Raw genomic sequence first — 21,215 nt, 5'->3', positions numbered from 1 at the left:
CGATGTAGGGCCGGAGGAGGTCGGCCCGCGCCTTTTGGCGCGCCTCGACCTCCGGTCGGACCCTCGGCTCGGGTAGTCGGATCACCTGACGCATGGCCCCAGTATGCCGGGCGCCAGTCACGAACCTTCGCCCTTTGGCGGATGCTCCACCGACGCGCGCTGCATGGCGTTCTCCTGGAGCAGTTCCTCGGCCCGGTCGTAGACGGCGGCCAGGCGAGCGACTGTCTCGGGGTCGTCCAGGTCGATGACCCGCTCGATGGCGTCGGGCGAGGCGATCTGCATCCGGAGGTACGTATAGCGCCCGTCGTCGGCGGGGTCGTGGGTGAACATTACCTTGCGGAACACCCGCTCGCCGATGATCGAGTGCGAGATCGCCTTGTAAACGGCCCGCGGGTGGGTGTCGTAGTGGGTCCGCATCGACAGGTCGTCGAAGCGGTCGAGCACCCGCCGCAGGTCGCCGACCATCCGTTCGATCTGGGTCGTCTCCTCCTCCACGAGGGCGAACAACGCTTCCTCCCGGCTGCGCTGGAAATGTTCCCATGAAACCTCCGGCGGGAACCCGCCGGCCCGCCCACGCCCAGTCGCTGGCGCGACGCAGGCAGGCTCGACCGCCTTGCCGATCACCCGGCAAGTCTTCCATTGCCGGGAGGCCAACCTCGGCCTGGCTCTCGGCCCGACCGGCCCCACGTCGCGTACCTAACGCGGTTGGCAGCGTCGAGCAGGACCAGCAAGCGCTCGCCGTCCGGGCAAGGCGAAGCTCGGCTCAACAGGGGATCAGAAGATGTCGATCAAGTCGAAGACAGCGCCGCTCGAGGTGATCTCGGAGCCACCCGGCAGGTTCATGGCGCCGTCGGGAGTACTCGAGGAGCAGTCGACGGCGGCCTTCTGGGCGCGGCCCTCGGCCTGCAGTTCGACCAGCCGGTCACATGCCGGCGACGCCCCGTGGGCAGCCCGTGGGCCGGGCCGGCGAGTGCCGGCGACACCAAGCAGACCGCCGAGGCGGTGACCACCCCCACGACCCGTACGATCCGTCGCGCCCCTCCGAACATCGAACTCGTCATCTTCGTCCTCCCTCGAACCAACTGGTGTCATAGATTATGACCGCCATAATCTATGACCCCCAAGCGCTGGTCCGTCAACCTCCAGCATGGGGAACCCCACCTGGGTTGGCCGCCCCGAGGCGGCGGCCGCGATGTAGGAGCCGTCGAGATCGACGACGGCCCCGATCGTCGTCACCACCACCGTCCCTGTCAGCGACCGTGGCCGCCAACACCGACGTCGCCTAGGGCTCAGCCGTCCCGCCGGGCCCGGGCCAGCCACTGGTCGACGGGGGCTTGGTCGTCGGTCAGGACCGGGGCCCCGGCCGTGAAGTCCCGCAGTTGCGGGCCTTCCACGACTACCTCGCCACCCTGGCGGGCCCCGACTGCTCGGGTGATCGCCGCCCCGTCGATGGGCCGGTCGCTGGCCACCAGCACGAAGTTGCCTCCCTGATCGCCCTCGGCGTAGGACGGAGGCACGACCATGGCCACGTGATCGAACACGGCGGCCAGGGTGGCGACCTCGGCCCGGGCGAAGCGGGCCGGAGGCCAGTCGATGACGTTGAGCACGTAGGCCCCGCCGGGGCGCAGCCTGGACTTCACCGACCGGACGAACTCGACGGTCGTGAGGTGCCAGGGCACGGCCAGGCCCCCGAAGGCGTCCCCCAAGGCGACGTCGAAGCGACCGGGCTCCAGGCCGTCCATGAGCGTGCGGGCGTCGCCCGTGCGCACGTCGATCCCCGGCTCGGTGACCAGCCCCAGGCGTTCGACGGCGACCGTCACGAGGCCGGGGTCGATCTCCAGCACGACGCTGGACGAACCGGGGCGCACGGCCCGCACCCACCGGGGGAACGTGAACCCACCGCCCCCGATGTGAAGCACGTCGAGGGGGCCATCGGCCGGGGCGACGGCCCCGATGGCGTCGGCGAACAGCCGGGCGTAGCGGAACTCGAGGTAGGTCGGGTTGTCGAGGTCGACATAGCTGTGGTGGAGCGTGTCGAGAACGAGGAGCCGTCCCCCGGCCCGGCGAGGATCGGGTTCGACCCGCACGCAGTGGTAGGTCGTCTCGGTCTGGCACCGGTCCCCGCCGGCGCCCGCGGCCACCACGGCCACGCCCGAGCCCACCAGGGCGAGCACGACGACCACCGGGCTCACGGCCCGGTGGCCCGTCCCCGGCGCCAGGCCTATGCCGAGGGCCAACCCGGCCACCACGAACAGCCCGCCCACGACCAGTACGGTCGTGGACGTGGGCGCCAGTTCGATCAGGACGAACCCGGCCAGGAAGGTGCCCCCGATGGCGCCCGCGGTGCCCAGGGCCGACAGCCGGCCCACCACCCGGCCGGTCGCACCCAGGTCGCGCAGCTGGAGCTTCACCACCGTCGGCGACACCGCGCTGAGGACGGCCGCGGGCAGGAAGAAGGCCACGAACGCCAGGCCGATCACCGACAGGCCGGTGCTCCCCGACAAGCGCTCGCCTGCGTAGCGCACGAGGGGGACACTGGCCATGGCCATCACCCCCCCGGCCACCAGCAAGGGCCCGAGCAGGCGCCGGGGCTCGGCCCGGTCGGCCGCGTACCCTCCGCACCAGGTGCCGAAGGCGATACCCGCCAGCATCGTCCCGATGATGGCCGTGTAGGTCTCGAGCGTGACCCCCACGTAGGGGGCCACCAGGCGGACAGCCAGGATCTCCAGTACGAGGACCGCCCCCGAGGTGAAGAAGACCAGCCCCCCGGCCAGGACGGGGTTCAACCGCCGTTCACCGTGGGACCTCGTCGAGGGATGCCACCAGCGGCTGGTCGGCGACCGTCGAGCGCAGCCGCTGGGCCGCTCCCGCTTCACCCTTGAGGTGCAGGTCGAGGAAGGCCACCGTGGCCTCGACCACCATCCGGGAATCGGGGCGCTGCATCTCCCCACTGAAGGGCGGCGTGTGCTCCCCGCCGTGCACCGTGACCATGTACTTCGGGGGCCGTAGATCGGCGAAGAGCTGGCGGCCCTGCGCGTATGAAGCCCGGCTGTCGGCGTCGCCGTGTACGACCAGGGCGGGCACACCCGGGGCCGGGAAGGCCTCGCCCGGGTAGCTGGGGTGGGCACTGGCCAGCAGGACGGCGGCCCGCACCCGTCCGTCGAGACAGCACGAGTTGAACACGTACCCGAGGGTGATGCCGCCGCCCATCGAGTGGCCCATGGCGCCCACCCGCTCCTCGTCGACCAGCCCGTGGAGGAGGTGAGACGACTGGGCCGTGGCCGCCAGCAAACTGGACAGGACGAAGCGGGCGTCGGCCGGGCGGCTCCCGGGGTCACCGGCGGCGGGTAGGTAGTTCGGCGCGGCCACCACGTATCCCCTCTCGGCCACCCGGCTCAGCAGGTTGGAGTAGGACGTGCCGGTCGTCCCCCCGCCGTGACTGAACAGGACCAGCGGGAACGGGCCCCGGTCGACGGCCGGCGCGGCACCCTCACCGGCCGACTGGGCCGGGTAATAGACGGTCGTCACCAGGGCCCGCGCCGGCGAGGCGGTAACGCCGTCGGAGGCGGCCGTCGCCCGCGACGTGTCGACATAGGTCTCGGAGAACGCACCCACCGCGAAGCCGCCCACGTCGGCCCCCGGGCCGGCTCCTCCGGGGCCCGTCGCCTCGCTCCCCCCGCCCGAACAGCCCGCCAGCACGACCGCCATCACCAGCCCGGCCGCGGTCCGCGACTGGCGGCGGGCCAAGCCCAGCCGACGGCCCGCAGTCTGAGTGTCCATCCGGGCCGCGACTGTAGGGCCGGGCCGGGCCGGCATGGGCCATGGCGACGTGGCGGGCCCGGCCCACGGCGCGTGCCACCGCCCGTAGTGCTGGGCCCGGTGGGCGGCCGTCCCGGGGTCGCCTGGCAAGGCTTCGGTCTACCCCGAGCTCCCCAGCAACGACCCGGGGGGCCCTGGCTGCTGCCGTCGGGCCACAGCCCTATGGCTTCCGGCAGAGGATCGGGCAGCCCTGCTCCTGGCTGCAGCCACGGCCAGCGCTGGGCCGTGGGTTCGGGGGCGGTGGCCGGGGGGAGCAGTGCGATCCCCGCCGAGGGTGCCTGAACTAATCCGCTTCCTGACGAGGCACTGGTCGGGTTTAGGGTCGGGTGATGAGCGCTCCCGGTCCGGCCGCCCTCGGCCGCGGGGTCATCGTGACGGCGGGTACCCCGCCGCCGGCCCCGTGGGCCGAGGCCCCGGTGGTGACGGTCGACGCCGCAGCCGTCGACGACCCAGCCCTCACAGTGGCCGAGCTTCACCGGGCATGGGCCCGACGCCAGCCCGTGGTGGTCGTCCTGGCCGTCGACCCGGCCTGCTTCCGGTCGCCCCAGTCGTGGGCCGCCGAGCCCTGGACGCTGGGCCCTCGTTTCGAGCCATGGCTGGACCGGCTGCACTTCTTGGTGTGGGCCAACAACTACGACGCCCGCGACGGCGACCTCATTTGGTGGTGGGCCCGCAAGGCGGCCCGCCTGGGGGCGGTCCCCACGCCTCCCGGCCCGGCCGACGTGGCCCTGCCCGACGGCACGCCCGCCTGGGTCGACGGCGGGCCCCGGGGCCCGTTCGACCCTGCCGAGGTGGGCGCGGCCGTCGTCCACGCCGAGTCGGTCGAGCTCGACCGCCTGACCCTGGTACCGCCGCCGTCGGCCCCGGCCGCCGAGCTCGCCCCCGACCAGTTGGCGGCCGTGGCCCACGGGGCAGGGCCGGCCCGGGTCATCGCCCCCGCGGGGTCGGGAAAGACCAGGGTGCTGACCGAGCGGCTCCGCCATCTGGCCGTCGACCGGGGCTACGAGCGGGAGACGACCATCGCCGTCGCCTACAACAAGAAGGCCCAGCTGGAACTGGAGGAGCGCTGCGCCGCCTTCCGGCCCCGGGCGCGCACCCTCAACGCCCTCGGGTTGGCCTTGCTCACCGAGGCCCACGGCCGGCGACCGCGGGTCCTCGAAGAGCGCGAGGTCCGCCAGATGGTGGAGAAGCTGGTCCCCCGCCAGCAGCGCCGGGTGAACACCGATCCCATCGGGCCCTACATCGAGGCCCTGTCGCTGGCCCGGCTCGGCCTGCGGGGGCCCGCGGTGGTGGAGGACGAGCGCGACGACGTGCCCGGCCTGGCCGCCGCTTTCGGGCCCTACCGCCAGTGGCTGTCCGAGTTGGGGGCCGTCGACTTCGACGACCAGGTGTACGGGGCCGTCGAGATGCTGCTGGCCGACGGCCAGTTCCGCCGGCGGGCCCAGGGGGGGTTCCGGCACCTGCTCGTCGACGAGTTCCAGGACCTCACCCCGGCCCACGTGCTGATGCTGCGCCTGCTGAGCGCCCCCGCCCTCGACGTGTTCGGCGTGGGCGACGACGACCAGGTCATCTACGGGCACGCGGGGGCCGACCCCGCCTTCCTGGTGGGGTTCGCCGACCTGTTCCCGGCGGCCGCCGACCACCCCTTGGAGGTCAACTACCGCTGCCCGGTGGCGGTGGTCGACGCCGCCCGCCACTTGCTGTCCTACAACGACCTGCGGGTGCCCAAGACGATCCGGCCGGGCCCGGCGGCCGCCCCCGGTGACACCTTGGCCGTCGAGCTGCACCGGCCCGAAGAAGGCGCCACCTCCCTGGCCCGCCTGGTCACCGGCTGGCTGGACGAGCCGGCCGTGGGCCCCGGCCAGCTGGCCGTCCTGACGAGGGTCAACTCTCTGCTGCTCGCCCCCCACGTGGCCCTGGTCGAGGCCGGGGTGCCGGTCGACTCCGTCCTGCGCCCCGACGTCCTCGAACGCACCGGGGTGCGGGCCGCCCTCGCTTACCTACGCATCGGCGCCGACCCCGATCACATCGACGGGGCCGACGTGGTCGAGGTGTACCGCCGGCCCTCGCGGGGGTTCCCGCAGTGGTTCCCGAAGTGGCTCCGGGGCCGCCAGTCCCTCGACAGCCTCATGGCCGTGTCCCGCAAGATCGACGACCCCAAGGTCTCGCTCAAGGTCGTCGACCTAGTGGAGGACCTGCGGGTCGTGGCCGACGCCGTGAGGACGGGCACGACCCGCACGGCCCTGGCCGTGGTCAAGGACCGGATCGGGCTGGGCAGCGCCATGGGACTGCTCGACTCGGCCCAGTCGGCGGGCGGCTCCAGCCACCTCGACGACCTCGAGGCCCTTGAACAGGTGGCCGCCCTCCATCCCGAGGCGGCGTCCTTCGAGCCGTGGCTGCGGTCGGTGTTCCACCGCGAGGCCGACCCCGGGGGGGTGACCCTGTCCACCGTCCACCGGGTCAAAGGCCGGGAGTGGGACCGGGTGGCGGTGTTCGGCGTGTCGGCCGGGATCGTTCCCCACCGCCTGGCCGAGGACATCGAAGAGGAACGGCGGGTGCTGCACGTGGCCATCACCCGCGGCCGCCACCGGGTGACCCTGCTGGGAGATGGGACCCGCCCTTCCCCTTTTCTCGAGGAACTGGACGGGAGTGCCCCCCGCCGGCGCCGGCTCGACCTGGGCCCGGCCACGGCCGCGTCCGCGGGCCGGACGACTGGCCTGGCCGGGCGGGCGAGCCGGTCCGGTCCGGTCCCCTACCAGGGGCCCGAGGACCCCGAGGCCACCGAGGCCCTGCGCCAGTGGCGGCTAGAACGGGCCAAGCGCGACGGCGTGCCCGCCTACGTCGTGCTGCCCGACCGCTACCTCAAGGGCATCGCCGCCGCCCGGCCCCGCACGCTGACCGAGCTGCGCGCCCTGCCTGGCATCGGGCCCACCAAGCTGGACCTCTACGGCGACGACATCCTCGCCCTCATGGAACGGCTGGCCGAGGACGACCGGCGCATCGTGACATGACGCTGCTCGACGACCTGGCCGGGGCAGTCGGGCCGGGACGGGTCCTCACCGGCGCCGACGGCGGCGCCGGGCCCTACGCCGTCGACTACACGGGCCGGTTCGGGGGCGAGCCGGCGGCCGTGGTGCTGCCCGGGACGGTGGCCGAGGTAGCCGCGGTGGTCGACGCCTGCCGCCGCCACCGCACCCCGCTCGTGCCCCAGGGGGGCAACACCGGGCTGGTGGGGGGCGGTGTCCCCACCCGGGGCGAGGTGGTGGTCAGCCTGGCCCGGCTCGACACCGTCGCCGATGTCGACGCGTCGGCCGGCCAGCTCACGGCCGGGGCGGGGGTCACCCTGGCGGCCGTTCGTCGGGCCGCGCAGGCCGCCGGCTGGGCCTACGGGGTCGACTTCGCCAGCCGAGACCGGGCCACGGTCGGGGGCATGGTGGCCACCAACGCGGGCGGGCTCCACGTCGTGCGCCACGGCGACACACGCGCCCAGGTGGTGGGCGTCGAGGCGGTGATGGCCGACGGCTCGGTCGTCTCTCGCCTCGGCGGCCTCACCCGGGACAACGCCGGCTTCCACCTGCCGTCGCTGCTGTGCGGCAGCGAGGGCACCCTCGGGGTCATCACCGCCGCCCGGCTGCGTCTCGTCGCCGAGGCCCCCGAGCGGGCCGTGGCCCTGATCGGGTTCCCGACCACGGGGGCGGCCCTGGAGGCCGCGTCCGCCCTGCGCCGGCTACTGCCCGCGGTGGAAGCCGTCGAACTGGTCCTGGCCGCCGGCCTCGACCTCGTGTGCCAGACGATGGCACTCGACCGCCCCCTGGCCGCCGACCACGCCGCCTACCTGGTGGTCGAGGTGGCCGGGTCCGAGGGCAGCGGCCGGGCCCTGGAAGATGCCGCCGGGCGGCTGAGCGCCAGCACCGGCGCGATGGCCCTGGCCACCGGTCCCGGCGAGCGCCGCCGGCTGTGGGCCTACCGGGAGAAGCACACCGAGGCCGTGGCCACCCTGGGCGTCGCCCACAAGCTCGACGTGGCCCTGCCCTTGGGCCGCCTCCGGCAGTTCGTAGAGGAGGTCCCGGCCGTGGTGGCGGGTATCGCCCCCGGCGCCCGCACCTGGCTGTGGGGCCACGCCGGGGAGGGCAACGTCCACGTCAACCTCACCGGGTTGGCCCCCGACGACGAACGGGCCGACGACGCCGTGCTGCGCCTGGTCGTGGGGCTGGGCGGCAGCATCAGCGCCGAGCACGGCATCGGGACGGCCAAGCGCCGCTGGCTGGCCCTCACCCGCAGCCCGGCCGAGCTGACCGCCTACCGGGCTGTCAAGCGGGCCCTCGACCCCACCGGAGTTCTCAACCCCAACGCCTTGCTGCCCCCCGATTGACGCCTACAGGAACGTGACTCCTTGGGCCAGGGGCAGCTCGGTCGACGAGCTCACGGTGCACGTCATGCGCCGCATGTAGTTCTTCCAGGCGTCCGAACCGGCCTCGCGGCCTCCCCCCGTCTCCTTCTCGCCCCCGAAGGCGCCGCCGATCTCCGCCCCCGACGGGCCGATGTTGACATTGGCGATCCCGCAGTCCGAGCCCCGGGCCGAGACGAACCACTCCGCCTCCCGCACGTCGTTGGTGAACACCGACGACGACAGCCCGTGGGAGGCGGCGTTGTTCATGGCCACGGCCTCCTCGAACCGGTCGTAGGCCATCACGTAGAGCAGGGGGGCGAAGGTCTCGCGCCCCACGAGGGGCGTCTGGCCGTCCATCACCGCCAGGGCGGGCCGCACGTAGAACGCGTCCGGGGCGGCGTCGGCCAGCTCTCGCCCACCGCCCACCACCACCTGGCCGTGGCCTCCGGAGGCCACCTCGGCCAGGGCGGACGTGAAGGCCCCGTAGGCGCCGTCGTCGATCAGCGGGCCGACCAGGGTGGCGGGCCCCAAGGGGTTGCCCACGGGCAGGGACGAGTAGGCCGCCACCAGGCGCTCGACCAATTCGTCCTTCACCGACCGGTGCACGATCAGCCGGCGCAGGGTCGTGCACCGCTGGCCAGCCGTGCCCGCTGCCGCGAAGGCCACGGCCCTGACCGTGAGGTCGAGGTCGGCCGAGGGAGCCACGGCGGCCGCGTTGTTGCCCCCCAGCTCCAGCAAGGCGCGACCGAAGCGGGCGGCCACCACCGGGCCCACGGCCCGGCCCATGGCCGTCGAACCGGTGGCCGAGACCAGGGCCACGTCAGGGTGGGCGGCCAGCCGCTGCCCGACCTCGGGCCCGCCCACCACCACCTGGGACAGCCCCGAGGGCAGGCCTCCCGCGCCGGCACCGGCCGCCTCGGCTACCGCCCGTTCGAACAGGGCCTGGCAGCCCAGGGCCGACAGGGAGGTCTTCTCCGACGGCTTCCACACCACCGGGCACCCGCACACCAGGGCGACGGCCGCGTTCCAGGCCCACACGGCCACCGGGAAGTTGAACGACGTGATCACCCCGCACACCCCCAGGGGGTGCCAGAGCTCGCTCATACGGTGGTCGGGACGCTCCGACGCCATGGTGCGGCCGTAGAGCTGGCGGGACAGCCCCACCGCGAAGTCGCAGATGTCGATCATCTCCTGGACCTCGCCCCGGGCCTCGGAGCCGATCTTGCCGGCCTCGACCGAGACGAGCTGGCCCAGGTCGTCCTTGTGGGCCCGCAGCAGGCCGCCCAGGTGGCGGATGACCTCGGCCCGCCGGGGGGCGGGCACCAGGCGCCATTGCCCGAAGGCGGCCGCCGCCCGGGCCACGGCGGCGTCGACGTCCGCTCCCGTGGCCGCGGGCACGGCCGTCAGCCGTCCGCCCGTGATCGGCGTGCGGGCAGCCACCCCGCCGAGGCCCCCGGGGGCGTCAGGCCAGCGCCCGCCCAGCCGTTCGAAGGCGGACCGGGCCGTGTCGCGGATCTCCTCGGTCGTAGGCAGGACAGCCATAAAGCAAGCTTGCCCCACGTACGATGTAGTGAGGGTGAGAACCTTCGATCGGGTCCTGGTTGCTGGTCTGGGAAAGGTCGGGGAGCTGGTCGCCCGCCTCCTGCACGGCTCCGGCTACGAGGTGGTCGGCGCCGACCTCGCCCCGCCCCGGCGCGACGACCTCCCCTTCAGGGTGGTGGCCCTCGACGTGAGCGACCCGGCGGGCCTACGGGCCCGGCTGGCGACGGTCGACGCCGTCGTCTGCTGCCTGCCCTACCAGCTCAGCGGCGACGTGGCCCGGGCCGCGGCCGCTACCTCGACCCACTACTTCGACCTGACCGAGGACGTGCTCAACACCGGCCTCGTGCGGGATCTGGCCGAGGGCGCACCGTCGGCCTTCGTCCCTCACTGCGGGCTGGCCCCCGGGCTCATCTGCATGACCGGGGCGTGGCTGGCCGACGGCTTCGACGAGCCGTCGTCGATGGAGCTGAAGGTCGGGGCCCTGCCCCGCCACCCGACCGGCCTTCTCGGCTACGCCTTCAACTGGTCGCCGGAGGGGGTCGTCAACGAGTACCTCAACGACTGCGAGGTCATCCGCCAGGGGTCCCGCCGCCAGGTGCCGTCGATGAGCGAGCTCGAGGTGGTGTGGATCGCGGGCGCCCAGCTGGAGGCGTTCACCACCTCGGGCGGACTGGGCACCATGTGCTCGACCTACGAGGGCCGCCTCGACCGCCTCGACTACAAGACGCTGCGCTACCCGGGCCACTGCCAGCTCATGCGGTTCTTCTTCGACGAGCTGCACCTGCGCAACCAGCGGGAGCTGGCCGGACGCATCCTGGTCGAGGCCAAGCCGCCGGTCGACGACGACGTCGTCTACCTCTACGCGGCCGTCGAGGGCCGCCGGGACGGCCGGCTGGTGCGCGACCAGGTCGTGAGGGCCTACGAACCGATTTGCATCGACGGCCGCCGCTGGCGGGCCATCTCGTGGACGACGGCCGCCTCGGCGTGCGCCGTCGTCGAACTGGTGGCCACCGGCCGGTTGCCGGCCCGGGGGTTCGTCCGCCAAGAGGACGTCGCCGCCGCCGACTTCGCCGCCACTCCCACCGGACGGCTCTTGGGTAACACCGCGACCGAGGAGGTCGCGGCATGAAATGAGGACACCATGACAGACCCGTCGCTCCTGGAACACCTGGTAGCCGCCCACCTCGGCGGGCCCCGAGCGGGATGGCTGGTGGCCGCCCTCGACCTGCACCCCGCGCTGGTGGCGCCCCGCCCCGGCGAGGCCGCCCCCCGGGCCGTCGTGGCCCAGGCCCTGGGCGTCCTGCTGCTCGACGACCTGCTGGCCCGGGTGCCGAGCGGGGCCGAGTACGCCCAAGACCGGGTGGGGGCCGGCCACCGGCTCCACCTCGACCACGGCGCCGTGCGGACGGTGAGGGGGGTGGCGTGCGGTGCCTTGGCCGAGGGCCAGGCCAGCCTGACGAGGGTGCTGGAGCCGCTCGGCTACCGCCAGCGCTACACCTACGACCTCAGCCGGCTGAGGATGACGGGCCGGTCGTGGTGCCACGCCGACCTACCCGAGCACGTCGTGCAGTACTTCGTCAGCGAGCTGCACGCCGACCGGTTCACCCCCGGGTTCGCGTCGGTCACCGCCCGCGTGCTGGCCACCTCTCGCGACCCGCTGTGGGGGACGGCCCCCGCCCACCTCGACCGCCTGGCCGGCCAGGGCTGGCTGGCGCCAGGCGAGGCCGAGGAACTGCTGCCCGTGCTCGTGGCCTGCTTCCGCCGCCACCACGACCTTCCGTCGGTGGCCGACTACGAAGCCCTGCTGGCCGAGTCCGACGAGATGGCGTGGATCTCGACCGAAGGCACGTCGTTCAACCACGCCACCGACCGGGTGGACGACGTCGTGGCCGTGGCCGAGCACGAGCGGGCCGCCGGCCGGCCCATCAAGGACAAGGTCGAGGTCTCGGCCTCGGGCCGCATCGTCCAGACCGCCCACCGGGCCGCCGAAGTCACCTACGACCTGCCCGACGGCCGGGGTGCGACGGTGAGCCGTACCGTCCCGGGCTCGTTCTTCGAGCTGATCACCCGCCACCCCCTGCCCGACGGCACCGGCCTCGACCTCGCCTTCGACGCGGCCAACGCCCAGCAGATATTCGCCATGACCAACGCCACGAGGCTCTGACCAGCGCCGGCAGGGGCCGGAGGGCTTAAGGCTTAGGACTGCCTAAGATCGGGGGATGCCATCTGATCGGTCGGTGAGCTGCGTGCTGCATCCGGGCGCGGGCCTGACCCGGTGAAGTCGGCGACCGCCGCCGCGGCCGGCGCCGCATCCTCGGCAGGGCCGGGAGGGACTGCCGACCGAGCTGGGCCGGACGGGGCCGGGCCGGGCGTGGCTGGAACTGTGGCGGTGGAGTGCGCCGGGGTCACCAAGTCCTACGGACGGGTGCCCGCCTTGCGGGGGGCTGGCCTCACTCTGAAAGCCGGCAGCCTGACGGCCGTGCTGGGCCCGTCCGGGTGCGGCAAGACGACCCTGCTGCGGGTCATCGCCGGGTTCGAACGGCTCGACGGGGGCACGGTCCACGTCTCGGGACGGCTGGTGGCCGGGCCGGGGACGCACCTTCCCCCCGAGCGGCGCCGGGTCACGATCGTGCCCCAGGAACAGGCCCTGTTCCCCCACCTGAACGTGGCCCGCAACGTCGGCTACGGGCTCAAGCGGGGACCGGCCAAGGCGGCCAGGGTCGAGGCCATGCTGGAGTTGGCGGGACTGGTCGGTCTGGCCGACCGGATGCCTTACGAGCTGTCCGGCGGCCAGCAGCAGCGGGTGGCCCTGGCCCGGGCACTGGCCCCCGAGCCGTCGGTCGTGCTGCTCGACGAGCCCTTCGGCAGCCTCGACGCCGCCCTGCGGGCCGAGATCCGTACCGAGGTCGTCTCGGTGCTGCGGGCCGCGTCCACCACCGCCCTGCTCGTGACCCACGACCAGGAGGAAGCCCTGTCGATGGCCGACGAGGTGGCCGTCATGCGCGACGGGGTCATCGTCCAGTCGGGGCCGCCCGACCAGGTCTACCGGCGGCCGGCCGACCTGTGGGTGGCCGGGTTCGTGGGCAGCGCCAACGTCCTGCGGGGCCAGATCGTCCCGGGCGGCGAAGCCGTCGACTGCGCCCTGGGCCGGGCGCCGGTGGCCGTCGGGCCTGAGGGACCGGCGCTGGAAGGGCTGGTCGAGGTCGTCGTGCGCCCCGAACAGGTCAGGCTGGCCGTGGGCGAAAGCGGGACCGTGGAGGACCGGCAGTACTTCGGCCACGACGCCCTGGTACGGGTGCGGATGACCGACGGGACCCGGCTCATGGCCCGCCTGCCCAGCTCAGAGCCCATGCCCGTGGGTTCGCCGGTATCGGTCAGCTGCGTAGAACCGGTCATCTGCTTTCCCGCCGTCCGCTAGGCCCGGCAGGCACTAAGCTTGGCTCTCGCACTGGTCCTGTGGTGCAGCTTGGAGTGCACGCCGCCCTGTCAAGGCGGAGGTCGCGAGTTCAAATCTCGTCAGGACCGCGCGGTCGGGTAGCTCAGTAGGCAGAGCGCGCGCCTGAAAAGCGCGAGGTCACCGGATCGACGCCGGTCCCGACCACCGGATAGGTCCTTCCCCCGGCCACATCTGGACCGACGCGTCTCTCAGACCGCGAGCGCGTCGGCGAGGAACAGACCGAAGGTGGACACGCCCGTCCAGAGCAACAGGGCGCTCCCCGGATCGCTCGCGACCACGGGGCCCGGGCGGTTGGGGGGCCTACCGGGGGACCGTGCGGTAATCGCGGCCGAGGTGAGCCATCGCAGCCCGAAGGGCGGGACCGTCGTCGCCCCGCCACACGCAGACGGGCGCCTCGAGGTGCTCGGAGGCGGCCACGCATTCAGCGCCGAGCGTCGATACACGATGTGCGGCGGCAATCTCGGCCATCCGGTACGAGATCGTCCTCATCGGCACGATCTCGATGCTCTCGGGCAGCGTCAGCAAGCTCGACCCGAGTGCGGCACGCCGTTCCGGGCTCCACGCTCCCGTGAGCGCCCCGCCGCGGGCCGAGATCACACTTCTGGATAGCCGGTAGAGGTAGAGGTTGGTGGTTGCCGGTTCGTACCTGGCGAGGACCTGCGCCAGCTCGTCGGGCACGTCGTCGGCGAGAAGGTCCCGCAACAGATGGTCGTCGAGGATCACACGGCTCACGTGGTGGCCAGGTCTGGATCACCATCCAGCGACCGCACGAACTCCGCGTGCTGTTCGCGGGTGACGAGATCATCGAGCAGCTTCCTGCCCGCTCCGTTGGGGACCGTCAACACGCCGAAGCCGAGGTCGATGACGTCAACCGGGCCGCCGTTGTCGAGGTTCCAGCGGTGTCGAACCACAGCTGGCAGCGACATCTGACCGGATGCGGAAACGAGGTACTCCTGAACACCCATGCCCGCAGGATACTTGGTGATGAGCATGTCACCACCAAGTGCCGAGGGACGCGCGTGCCTCGGCATGCACACCGAGCCGCCACCGCGAGCCGATGGTGACGGTTGAAAGAGGCGGCCCTCGATCTCGAGTTCGCGCTCTCGGCCCCCGAGGACTGAGCGGCCCTGGCCACCAGCAGGCTAAGGCTGAGCCCGGGCCGCAGTTCAGCGACGCCCGCCCCGTTCCCCGTTGACGTAGTCCTCGGCCAACGGGGCCGGTGCGCACGCCAGCCAGCCGTCCACGATGAGGGCACGCAGGGGCCGCTTGGTCGCGGCCTTCAGCTCCACCAGCACCGCCGCGTAGCCGTCGAAGTGGGGGATGGTGAAGAAGGCAGGCGGGCCGGCGGCGAGGACGGCCTCCTTCTCGCTCAGGTCGGCCACCCGCACGGCCAGGACGGGCTCGCTCGGGGGCGTGGCGTCGCCGAACCGCCGGAGGTCGGCCTTGCTGAAGGGCCGCTCCCACGCGAACACCTTGCCGCCCACCGCCCACGTGCGGTGACCGTGGCGCTCGCCTTCGGTCACCCCGGGCAGGGCCATGGCCATCTCGGCGACTGCGTCGAGCCGGACCATCCGCTCAGGCCCGGGCCGGCCCCGGGAAGGCACTCCCCACCGCCGCCAACCTACCCGGCCAGTTCGGGGCAGTCAGTGGGCGGCCAGGAAGGGGCGTACGGCCGCCTCGAAGGCCGCCGGGCTCTCCAGGTAACACTCGTGGCCCAGACCAGCCAGGACGACCAGCTCGGACGACATCAGCCGGCGGTGGAGATCAGCAGCCACGTCCAGGCCCGCCCGCTGGTCACCCTCGCCGTAGACGAGAAGGGTCGGGGCGGCGGTGGCCGCCAAGTCGGCTCGCAGGTCGGACTCGGCCATGGATCGGGCCATCGTCACCGTGGCCGACGGGCGGGCCTCGGCCATCACCGCGCCCAGCCGTTGCGCCCGGTCGGGGGGAATGAGGTCCGAGAACAACCCCGGCATCGTGTGGGGGTCGAACCGGCCCGGCCCGAGGGCGGCCATTTCGAGCGCGAACGAGAGTCGGCGCTCGACCTCCTCGGCGGGCAGCGACCCCGCCCAGCCCGCGTAGGCGCCCACCAGCACCAGGCTGCGCACGAGGTCGGGACGGCGACCGCATAGGGCGAGGGCCAAGGTCGAACCCCACGAGTGACCCAGCACGTGGGCAGGGCCGGGGCCCACGGTGTCGAGCAGCCCGGCCAGGCAGGCGGCGAAGTCGCCCATCCGGAACGATCCGGGCGGGTCGTCGGACTTCCCGCAGCCGGGAGCGTCCCAGGCGATCACTTCGAAGTCGTCCGAGAAGGCCTCGACCTGGTCGTCCCACACCCGGCTGTCGCACACGGCCCCGTGCAGCAGGACGAGAGGGGCACCGTGACCCTGGCGCCGATAGGCGACTTCCAGGCCCCCGATCTCCACCTTGTCCATGGCCGCCTCCGGCTCGACGAGCAACCATTCTGGCCGCTCACCGTTCATGGCCGGAAACGACCCGTCGAGCCGGCGGACGGCCTGCCGCTCAGGCGCAAAGGTGGGCAGATGCGCCTGAGCCGCAGGGCGGCCTTCGGGTCAGGGACGGGTGCCGGCCCCGTCGCCCATGGCCCGATCGACGACGGCCTTGCCGACCAGGCGGCCCCCGTCGATGCTGACGGCGTCGAAGTCCCAGTGGATGCCGGCGTACTGGCGGGAGAGGGCCTGCTCTTCGGCCCGGCGGTTGAACTCGGCCGCCTTCGACGGGAACAGGTGGGCCATCACCGCCTCGGCTGCCCCGGCGTAGCCCGCGCTGCCCGAGGGGTAGGCCGGGAAGAACGGCGTGGGCAGGTGGGGCGTCCAACTGCGGTCGAGACCGATGTCACGGATGCCGTTCTCGGGCCGGGGGTACCAGTACTGGTACTTCTCGGCCCACACCGCGATCCCCCCGTCGGACATGGCCACGTTGAGCAGGGCCACGGCCCGGGCCAGCCACGGCAGCGTGGCCCGTTGCGACGGCTCGCCCGCGGTGGCCGCCTCCCGCAGGTCCTCGAAGTAGACCTCGTTCACGATGCCGGCCGGCAGGGGGGTGCCCTCCGCCCCTTCCCAGAACTTGGCGATGGCCGCCTGCTCGGGGGTCAGGTTGTTCTTGATGTCGATGAGCTTCTGGGCCGAGGCCCGGAACTCGGCCGAGTTGTAGGCTGGCGGGGGCGGCGAGGGGAACTGGCTGGGTGAGCGCAGCACGAAGGTCTTCCACGTGCCACCCAGGGGGGCAGCCGGGTTGGCCACCGAGCCCGGCGGCGGTTCCCAGAACGCCGGTCCCCGCCCGATGCCGGCCGGCCGCCGGCCGTCCCACACGGCGTCGGAACGGTCTGTCTTGGCGTAGGCGATGACCTTCTCGGCCACCTCACGGCCCAGGGCCAGCCCGGCCTCGACGTCGGTGGGCGTGTTGGTGCCGGCCTGGACCCTCGTCCACGCTGCGTTGTCAGCCATCTCGTCGAGCCGCAGGGCCGATTCGTTGGGGTAGAGGTGGGCGATGACCCGGGAGGCGGCCCCGGCCATGGCCGCGTGCTCGGAGGGGTAGGAGGGGTCGGCGCTGGCAGGGACGGCCCGGTCGACGCCGCTGGGCGGGTCGACGTTGTAGCGGTACTTCCAGTAGTAGGACGACACGATGGCGTCGTTCATGGCGATGCTGACCAGCGCGTAGTTGCGCGACGACAGCGGCGGGTTCTTCTCGCTGCGGGCCACCAGGTCGAACACGACCTGCATCCACGGCTCGACGGCCAGGGGGGCGCTCCACTTTTCGATGGCTTCCAGCACCTCGGGCGTGCGCGACGAGGCCTCCTGCCTCACCCGCTCGACGTCAGCTTGGGTCGGCGCGCCCTGGGGCGGCGCGGGCACGGCCACGTCGGCGCCCGAGGCCAGCACCCAGGTCGTGAACGTACCTGCCCGGGGCTCGGCCGGGGCCCCGCTGACCTCGGACGGACCGTCGTCACCACAGGCGGCCATCGTGCCGACCAGCACGGCACCGGCCACGGCGACCCGCAGCCTGCTCCCGACCGCCCACCTTCCCGAACGAACCCGCACCGTTCCCTCCCTCTCATGACGGCTTGCGGCCGGCACGGCCCCAGCGCCCGGACAGGCGCCTGGGGGGGAATCTACGAACGCGCCGTAACCAGACCGTTAACGGACCGTAACGGTGGCCCCGGGGATCAGCGCGAGATGTGGGCGACGGCCTCGGTGACCAGCAGGGTGCGCAGCAGGGGTTCGGGGCTACAACCAGAGGGGGTGGGAAGCGAGTTGAACATCCCGGCCTCGGTGAAGGTGCCGTGCCCGGTGGTCCCGCGGTAGAGCCCGGTGGCCGAACCGATGGTGAAGCTGCCCACCGAGGTGAACCGCCCCACGCAGGTCGTGGGGTCGACGGTCACCGACGTCACCTGGCCCTCGAAGGGGGCCGTGACCGTGCCCAAAGGGAATCGGAAGGTGAGCCTCCCCACGAATGACCCGTCGGGGTGCAGAGTGCTCTCCTCCTGGGCGGCCCCGACGGCGTTGATGACCCCCGAGGCCAACGCCACCCCCGAGTACCCACCGGCGAAGACGATCCGCACCCGCTGGTTGGCCGTCGTGGCGTCGGCCGCCGCTGGGCTCCAGGCCGCAGCCACCGCGGTGGACACCAGCGCCATCACCACGCACAGGCGACCGAGCCTCCGTGCCAGCACTGTCCTGCTCACAGTTGCCCTCCTTCATCGGACCGTAAACGGGGCGGCGTGCACGCCGGCGTCGCCCGCAACGGTGAACCTCAGTTCGTAGCGACCGGGCCGGTAGCCCGAGGTCGAGAGGGTGAACGAGTACGCCCCGTCCTCGAACCGGAAGCTGCTCTCGGGGTTCGATCGCCCCGGTGACCTCAGCGGGACCACCGCCCCGGTCGCGACCTCCACCACGCCCACGACCTCAGGCCTCAGTTGGGAAGAAGACAGGTTGGAGCCGGCCGCGTCACAGAGCTGGACCGTGACCACCACCGCGCTGCCGGCCTGCCGGGGGCGGTCGGCGTCGTAGAGCAGGCAGGTGGCGTAGCCGACCGAGTAGGAGACGGCTCCCTGGGACCGGTTGCCGGTGTGGTCGGCGGCATGGACCACGAGCTCGGCCTGGCCCACCGTCGACGTGTCGAGCGCGGCACCGGGCGGGACCGGGCCCTCGCACGCCGCCACGCCGGAGCCGCCGTCGGTACAGCTGTAGGCGGCGGTCACCACTTGGTTGACGACGTAGCGCCCCGGCACCGGCGCACTGATCATGACGTCGGGCGCTCGGCGGTCGACCCGGTGGCCACCGACAGGGCCGGCGGTGGCGCAGTTGCCCGCCACATCACAGACGGCCCGGCTCCCGGTCGCGGCCTCGGCCGTCTCGGTGCCCTCCGGCACGGCCGTCATGAGCGTGAACGACCCGTCGCCGGGCGTCACCAGCCCCGAACCGCCGTCGATGGCGGTGCAGGCGACGCCCACGTCGGCCGCGTGCCAGACGCCGTCGGGCTCCCCGCAGCCGATGGTGGGCGCCTGCCGGTCGATCCTCACCATGAGCGGGGGCGCCTCAGCGCCCCGGCGGCCGGCCCGGTCCACGGGCCGTACGACCAGCAAGTGCTCCCCGTCGCTGTCGAACGTCACTGTCGTGCCGTCGGGGACCGTCTGGGGGGGGCCGCCGTTCACCCGGTACTCGAGGCCGCCGATCCCCGACCCACCCGGCGCGTCCTGGCCGGCGAGCAGCACGTCGACCGGTACCCGGTACCAGCCCCCGGTCGCCGGGACCGACGAGGTCGCGGTGGCAGAGGCAGCTGTGGGGTCGTTCAAGTCGACCTTGTACTGGAAGGCCGACTCGGACCGGGTGCCGTTGCGGGCGGTGGCCGTGGTCTCGACCTGGTAGATGCCGTCGGCCCCGAAGCTCAAGGACCACACATTGGTCTGGGTGCCGGTCAGCTCCGACCGGCACGTAACGGCCCCGGTGGTGGCTCCCGCGGCCGGGCACGCCAGAGGCGAGCCGTTCACCGCCACCGAGACCCCGAGCAGCGAGGTGGTGGCCGGCACCGAGGCGGTAACCGTGACCGGGGCGCAGGCCGGCGCCCCACCGGCGCACGGCCCTGGCCCGGCGTTGCCCGTCAGCCACCCGTCGTCGCCCACCAGCGCGCCCGCGCGCGCCTCCGAGAAGGCGGGGCCGGGGGGATCGCCAGCCGGCGGCGCCGGAAGCAGGTCGGGGCGCATCTTGGCCATCAGACGCCCGGCGATGGCCTGGTAGCCGCGGGCCGTGGGGTGGAGGGTGCCCGTCGTCTCGGTGGTGGCCGGGGGCGCACAGGCAGCCAGGAAGACGATCGGGTTGAGCACCATGAGGCCCACGTTGCACACCGCCGGGGGGTCCCACGGGCCCTGCATGGCCACCGACTCGGTCGCCGTCCGGATCCAGTTGTCGGGCGCGCAGTACCCGTGGCCCGAGAACAGGTTGGCGGTGCCGTCGGCGATCCCGTCGACCAGCGTCCAACCGTTGGCCGCCGCCCCCGAAGCGACGGCCCCGTTCATGGCAGCCAGGACAGCCGAACCGGCCCAGCCCACCTCGCCCCCGCCCGGCCGGTCCCCGCCGTCGATCTGGTAGGGAGGCAGAGGGGCGGGCTGGGACTCGATCACCGCGATCGGGGCCAGCAGGGGAGCCATCCACACCGGGATCACGTCGTCGAGGATCTTGGGGCACAACGCCCCGCCCGTCGTGCGGCTCGGGTCGGGGTACTGGGTGACGTAGGTGTGGCCGATCTCCAGGTCGGACAGCGCCGCGCCCAGGGCCGCGTAGCGGGCAGCCATCGTGGCCACCGACTGCCCGAACCGGTGCGAGAGCCGTACGGGCCCCTCGCCCAGGGCCCCGGAGACGAAGTGGTCCTGGCACTCGTAGTAGAGGGTGCAGACCAGCGCCACCGGCCCGAAGCCCATGTCGTTGCCCCCGGCGCTGATGGTCAGCGCGTCGATGTGGCGGGCGGTGGTGCCCGGGTCGCCGTTGGTCAGCGCTCGGCGCAGCTGGTCGACCTGGGACGGCAGCTTGCCGGCGTCAGACCAGTCGTCGGGGTCGGGCGGGTCGACGCCCCGGTAGGGACCGAGCACGCCCGTGCCCACGGGCTTTTCGAAACCCCCGGCCGGGGCGGCCCGGTAGGGGTCGAGCTTGGCCTGGTCGCCGAAATAGGGCGTCGAGATCGTCGCCCCCGAGCACGCGAACGACAGGAAGGTCACCGTGCTGTGAGGGTCGGCGGCCTCGAGCTGGCGGGCGGCCACCGCCGACGGCGCGTTGGCCGAGCGGTGGCAACGCTTGTCGACCCACCGGGCCGGGGACGCCACGAAGCCCAGCCCGTCGATGACCTGGGGGGCGTCGGGGGCGCCCTCGCCCGAACCGTAGGAGTCGCCCAGGGACACCACCAGGATGTCGCGGACCTCGACGAGCTGCTCGTCGAACGTCTTGCCCGACGGGTAGCCGGGATAAGGGGCACCCTCGGTAGTGGTGATCGTGAGGCGGACGGTCACGGGCGCCGACCGCCCGGTCACAGGGTCGAGGTCGAACGATCGCGACCACTCACAGCTGCGGGCCGAATGACCAGCGCCCATGGCCGCCCCGGTCACGGGGTCGTGGACGGACCACGTGTACACGTAGGTGGTGGTGCCCGGGGCTTCGGCTTCGGCCTTGGTCGGGCACCCGTCGAAGTAGGCGGTCCGGCTGGCGGGCCGCACGTAGGCCGGGTCGTAGGTATAGGCCGGCCCGTCGAAACGGCTGCCGGCCTCCTCGTTCCATCGATAGTCGACGATCCCGTTGCGAGTGGGCCCGAAGTTCGACGGGACCTGCCAAGCGAAGCCGTCGGGCGGAGCCTCGAAGAACTCGAACGGCAGCTCGGGCAGGTCCAGGGGGTCGATCGGCAGAGCACCCGAGGGTGGGGCATCCAGCACCGTTCCCACCCACACCGCCGTGGCCAGCAATGCCGATACCACCCGTGCCCTCATCCTGGCCTGGAACCTAGGGC

16 protein-coding genes and 2 tRNA genes are annotated in these 21,215 nt (G+C 72.9%); 7 read left to right on the top strand and 11 right to left on the bottom strand.

The genetic code is table 11. The features are described from left to right. Positions 1-117 precede the first annotated feature (117 nt). The 3 genes from AB1673_08950 to AB1673_08940 form a co-directional block, all read right to left on the bottom strand. On the bottom strand, positions 118-507 hold the full coding sequence (locus AB1673_08950) for a hypothetical protein (GenBank protein ID MEW6154097.1): 390 nt from the start codon (positions 505-507) through the stop codon (positions 118-120). A 782-nt stretch (positions 508-1,289) separates the two neighbouring features. Continuing rightward, positions 1,290-2,693 (bottom strand): fused MFS/spermidine synthase, encoded by a 1,404-nt coding sequence (locus AB1673_08945; GenBank protein MEW6154096.1) that lies wholly within the window; start codon positions 2,691-2,693, stop codon positions 1,290-1,292. 100 nt (positions 2,694-2,793) lie between these two features. Next, positions 2,794-3,780, bottom strand: a complete 987-nt coding sequence (locus AB1673_08940; GenBank protein MEW6154095.1) for a dienelactone hydrolase family protein — start codon at positions 3,778-3,780, stop codon at positions 2,794-2,796. A 368-nt stretch (positions 3,781-4,148) separates the two neighbouring features. Here AB1673_08940 and AB1673_08935 point away from each other — a divergent pair, with 368 nt between their 5' ends. Then, complete coding sequence (locus AB1673_08935; GenBank protein ID MEW6154094.1) at positions 4,149-6,830, top strand: ATP-dependent DNA helicase UvrD2; 2,682 nt, start codon at positions 4,149-4,151, stop codon at positions 6,828-6,830. Further along, complete coding sequence (locus tag AB1673_08930; protein MEW6154093.1) at positions 6,827-8,191, top strand: FAD-binding oxidoreductase; 1,365 nt, start codon at positions 6,827-6,829, stop codon at positions 8,189-8,191. The genes AB1673_08935 and AB1673_08930 overlap by 4 nt, the downstream gene beginning before the upstream one ends. Positions 8,192-8,194: 3 nt before the next feature. Here AB1673_08930 and AB1673_08925 read toward each other — a convergent pair whose 3' ends face one another. Further along, positions 8,195-9,751, bottom strand: a complete 1,557-nt coding sequence (locus AB1673_08925) for an aldehyde dehydrogenase family protein (protein ID MEW6154092.1) — start codon at positions 9,749-9,751, stop codon at positions 8,195-8,197. Positions 9,752-9,785: 34 nt separating this feature from the next. On the opposite strand from AB1673_08925, the gene AB1673_08920 reads away from it, so the two are divergent. From AB1673_08920 to AB1673_08900, 5 genes are all read left to right on the top strand, one after another. After that, complete coding sequence (locus AB1673_08920) at positions 9,786-10,880, top strand: saccharopine dehydrogenase C-terminal domain-containing protein (protein ID MEW6154091.1); 1,095 nt, start codon at positions 9,786-9,788, stop codon at positions 10,878-10,880. A 12-nt stretch (positions 10,881-10,892) separates the two neighbouring features. Continuing rightward, positions 10,893-11,915, top strand: coding sequence for a DUF1338 family protein (locus AB1673_08915; GenBank protein MEW6154090.1), 1,023 nt, complete (start codon positions 10,893-10,895; stop codon positions 11,913-11,915). 219 nt (positions 11,916-12,134) lie between these two features. After that, entirely contained in the window at positions 12,135-13,169 is a 1,035-nt protein-coding gene (locus AB1673_08910; protein MEW6154089.1) for an ABC transporter ATP-binding protein, read from the top strand. A gap of 32 nt (positions 13,170-13,201) precedes the next feature. After that, positions 13,202-13,276 (top strand) — tRNA-Asp (locus tag AB1673_08905). Between the two features lie 3 nt (positions 13,277-13,279). Then, positions 13,280-13,352, top strand: a tRNA-Phe gene (locus AB1673_08900). Between the two features lie 156 nt (positions 13,353-13,508). On the opposite strand, the gene AB1673_08895 is transcribed toward AB1673_08900, so the two are convergent. The 7 genes from AB1673_08895 to AB1673_08865 form a co-directional block, all read right to left on the bottom strand. Next, positions 13,509-13,931, bottom strand: a complete 423-nt coding sequence (locus AB1673_08895; GenBank protein ID MEW6154088.1) for a hypothetical protein — start codon at positions 13,929-13,931, stop codon at positions 13,509-13,511. Between the two features lie 5 nt (positions 13,932-13,936). After that, positions 13,937-14,200, bottom strand: coding sequence for a hypothetical protein (locus AB1673_08890; GenBank protein ID MEW6154087.1), 264 nt, complete (start codon positions 14,198-14,200; stop codon positions 13,937-13,939). A gap of 174 nt (positions 14,201-14,374) precedes the next feature. Further along, positions 14,375-14,779 carry an MmcQ/YjbR family DNA-binding protein gene (locus tag AB1673_08885; GenBank protein MEW6154086.1) on the bottom strand — a complete coding sequence of 135 codons (405 nt, stop codon included), beginning with the start codon at positions 14,777-14,779 and terminating at the stop codon, positions 14,375-14,377. Positions 14,780-14,851: 72 nt separating this feature from the next. Beyond that, entirely contained in the window at positions 14,852-15,688 is an 837-nt protein-coding gene (locus AB1673_08880) for an alpha/beta hydrolase (protein MEW6154085.1), read from the bottom strand. A 90-nt stretch (positions 15,689-15,778) separates the two neighbouring features. Next, positions 15,779-17,266 (bottom strand): hypothetical protein, encoded by a 1,488-nt coding sequence (locus AB1673_08875; GenBank protein MEW6154084.1) that lies wholly within the window; start codon positions 17,264-17,266, stop codon positions 15,779-15,781. Positions 17,267-17,391: 125 nt separating this feature from the next. Next, positions 17,392-17,910 carry a hypothetical protein gene (locus AB1673_08870; GenBank protein MEW6154083.1) on the bottom strand — a complete coding sequence of 173 codons (519 nt, stop codon included), beginning with the start codon at positions 17,908-17,910 and terminating at the stop codon, positions 17,392-17,394. A 12-nt stretch (positions 17,911-17,922) separates the two neighbouring features. Continuing rightward, positions 17,923-21,195: a hypothetical protein gene (locus AB1673_08865; GenBank protein MEW6154082.1), complete on the bottom strand. Its 3,273-nt coding sequence runs from the start codon at positions 21,193-21,195 to the stop codon at positions 17,923-17,925. Positions 21,196-21,215 lie beyond the last annotated feature (20 nt).

The organism is Actinomycetota bacterium (assembly GCA_040754375.1).
In the GTDB taxonomy this organism is placed as follows: domain Bacteria; phylum Actinomycetota; class Acidimicrobiia; order Acidimicrobiales; family AC-14; genus JBFMCT01.
Note: the sequence above shows the minus strand (reverse complement) of the source record. Positions and strands in the feature narration are given on the sequence as shown.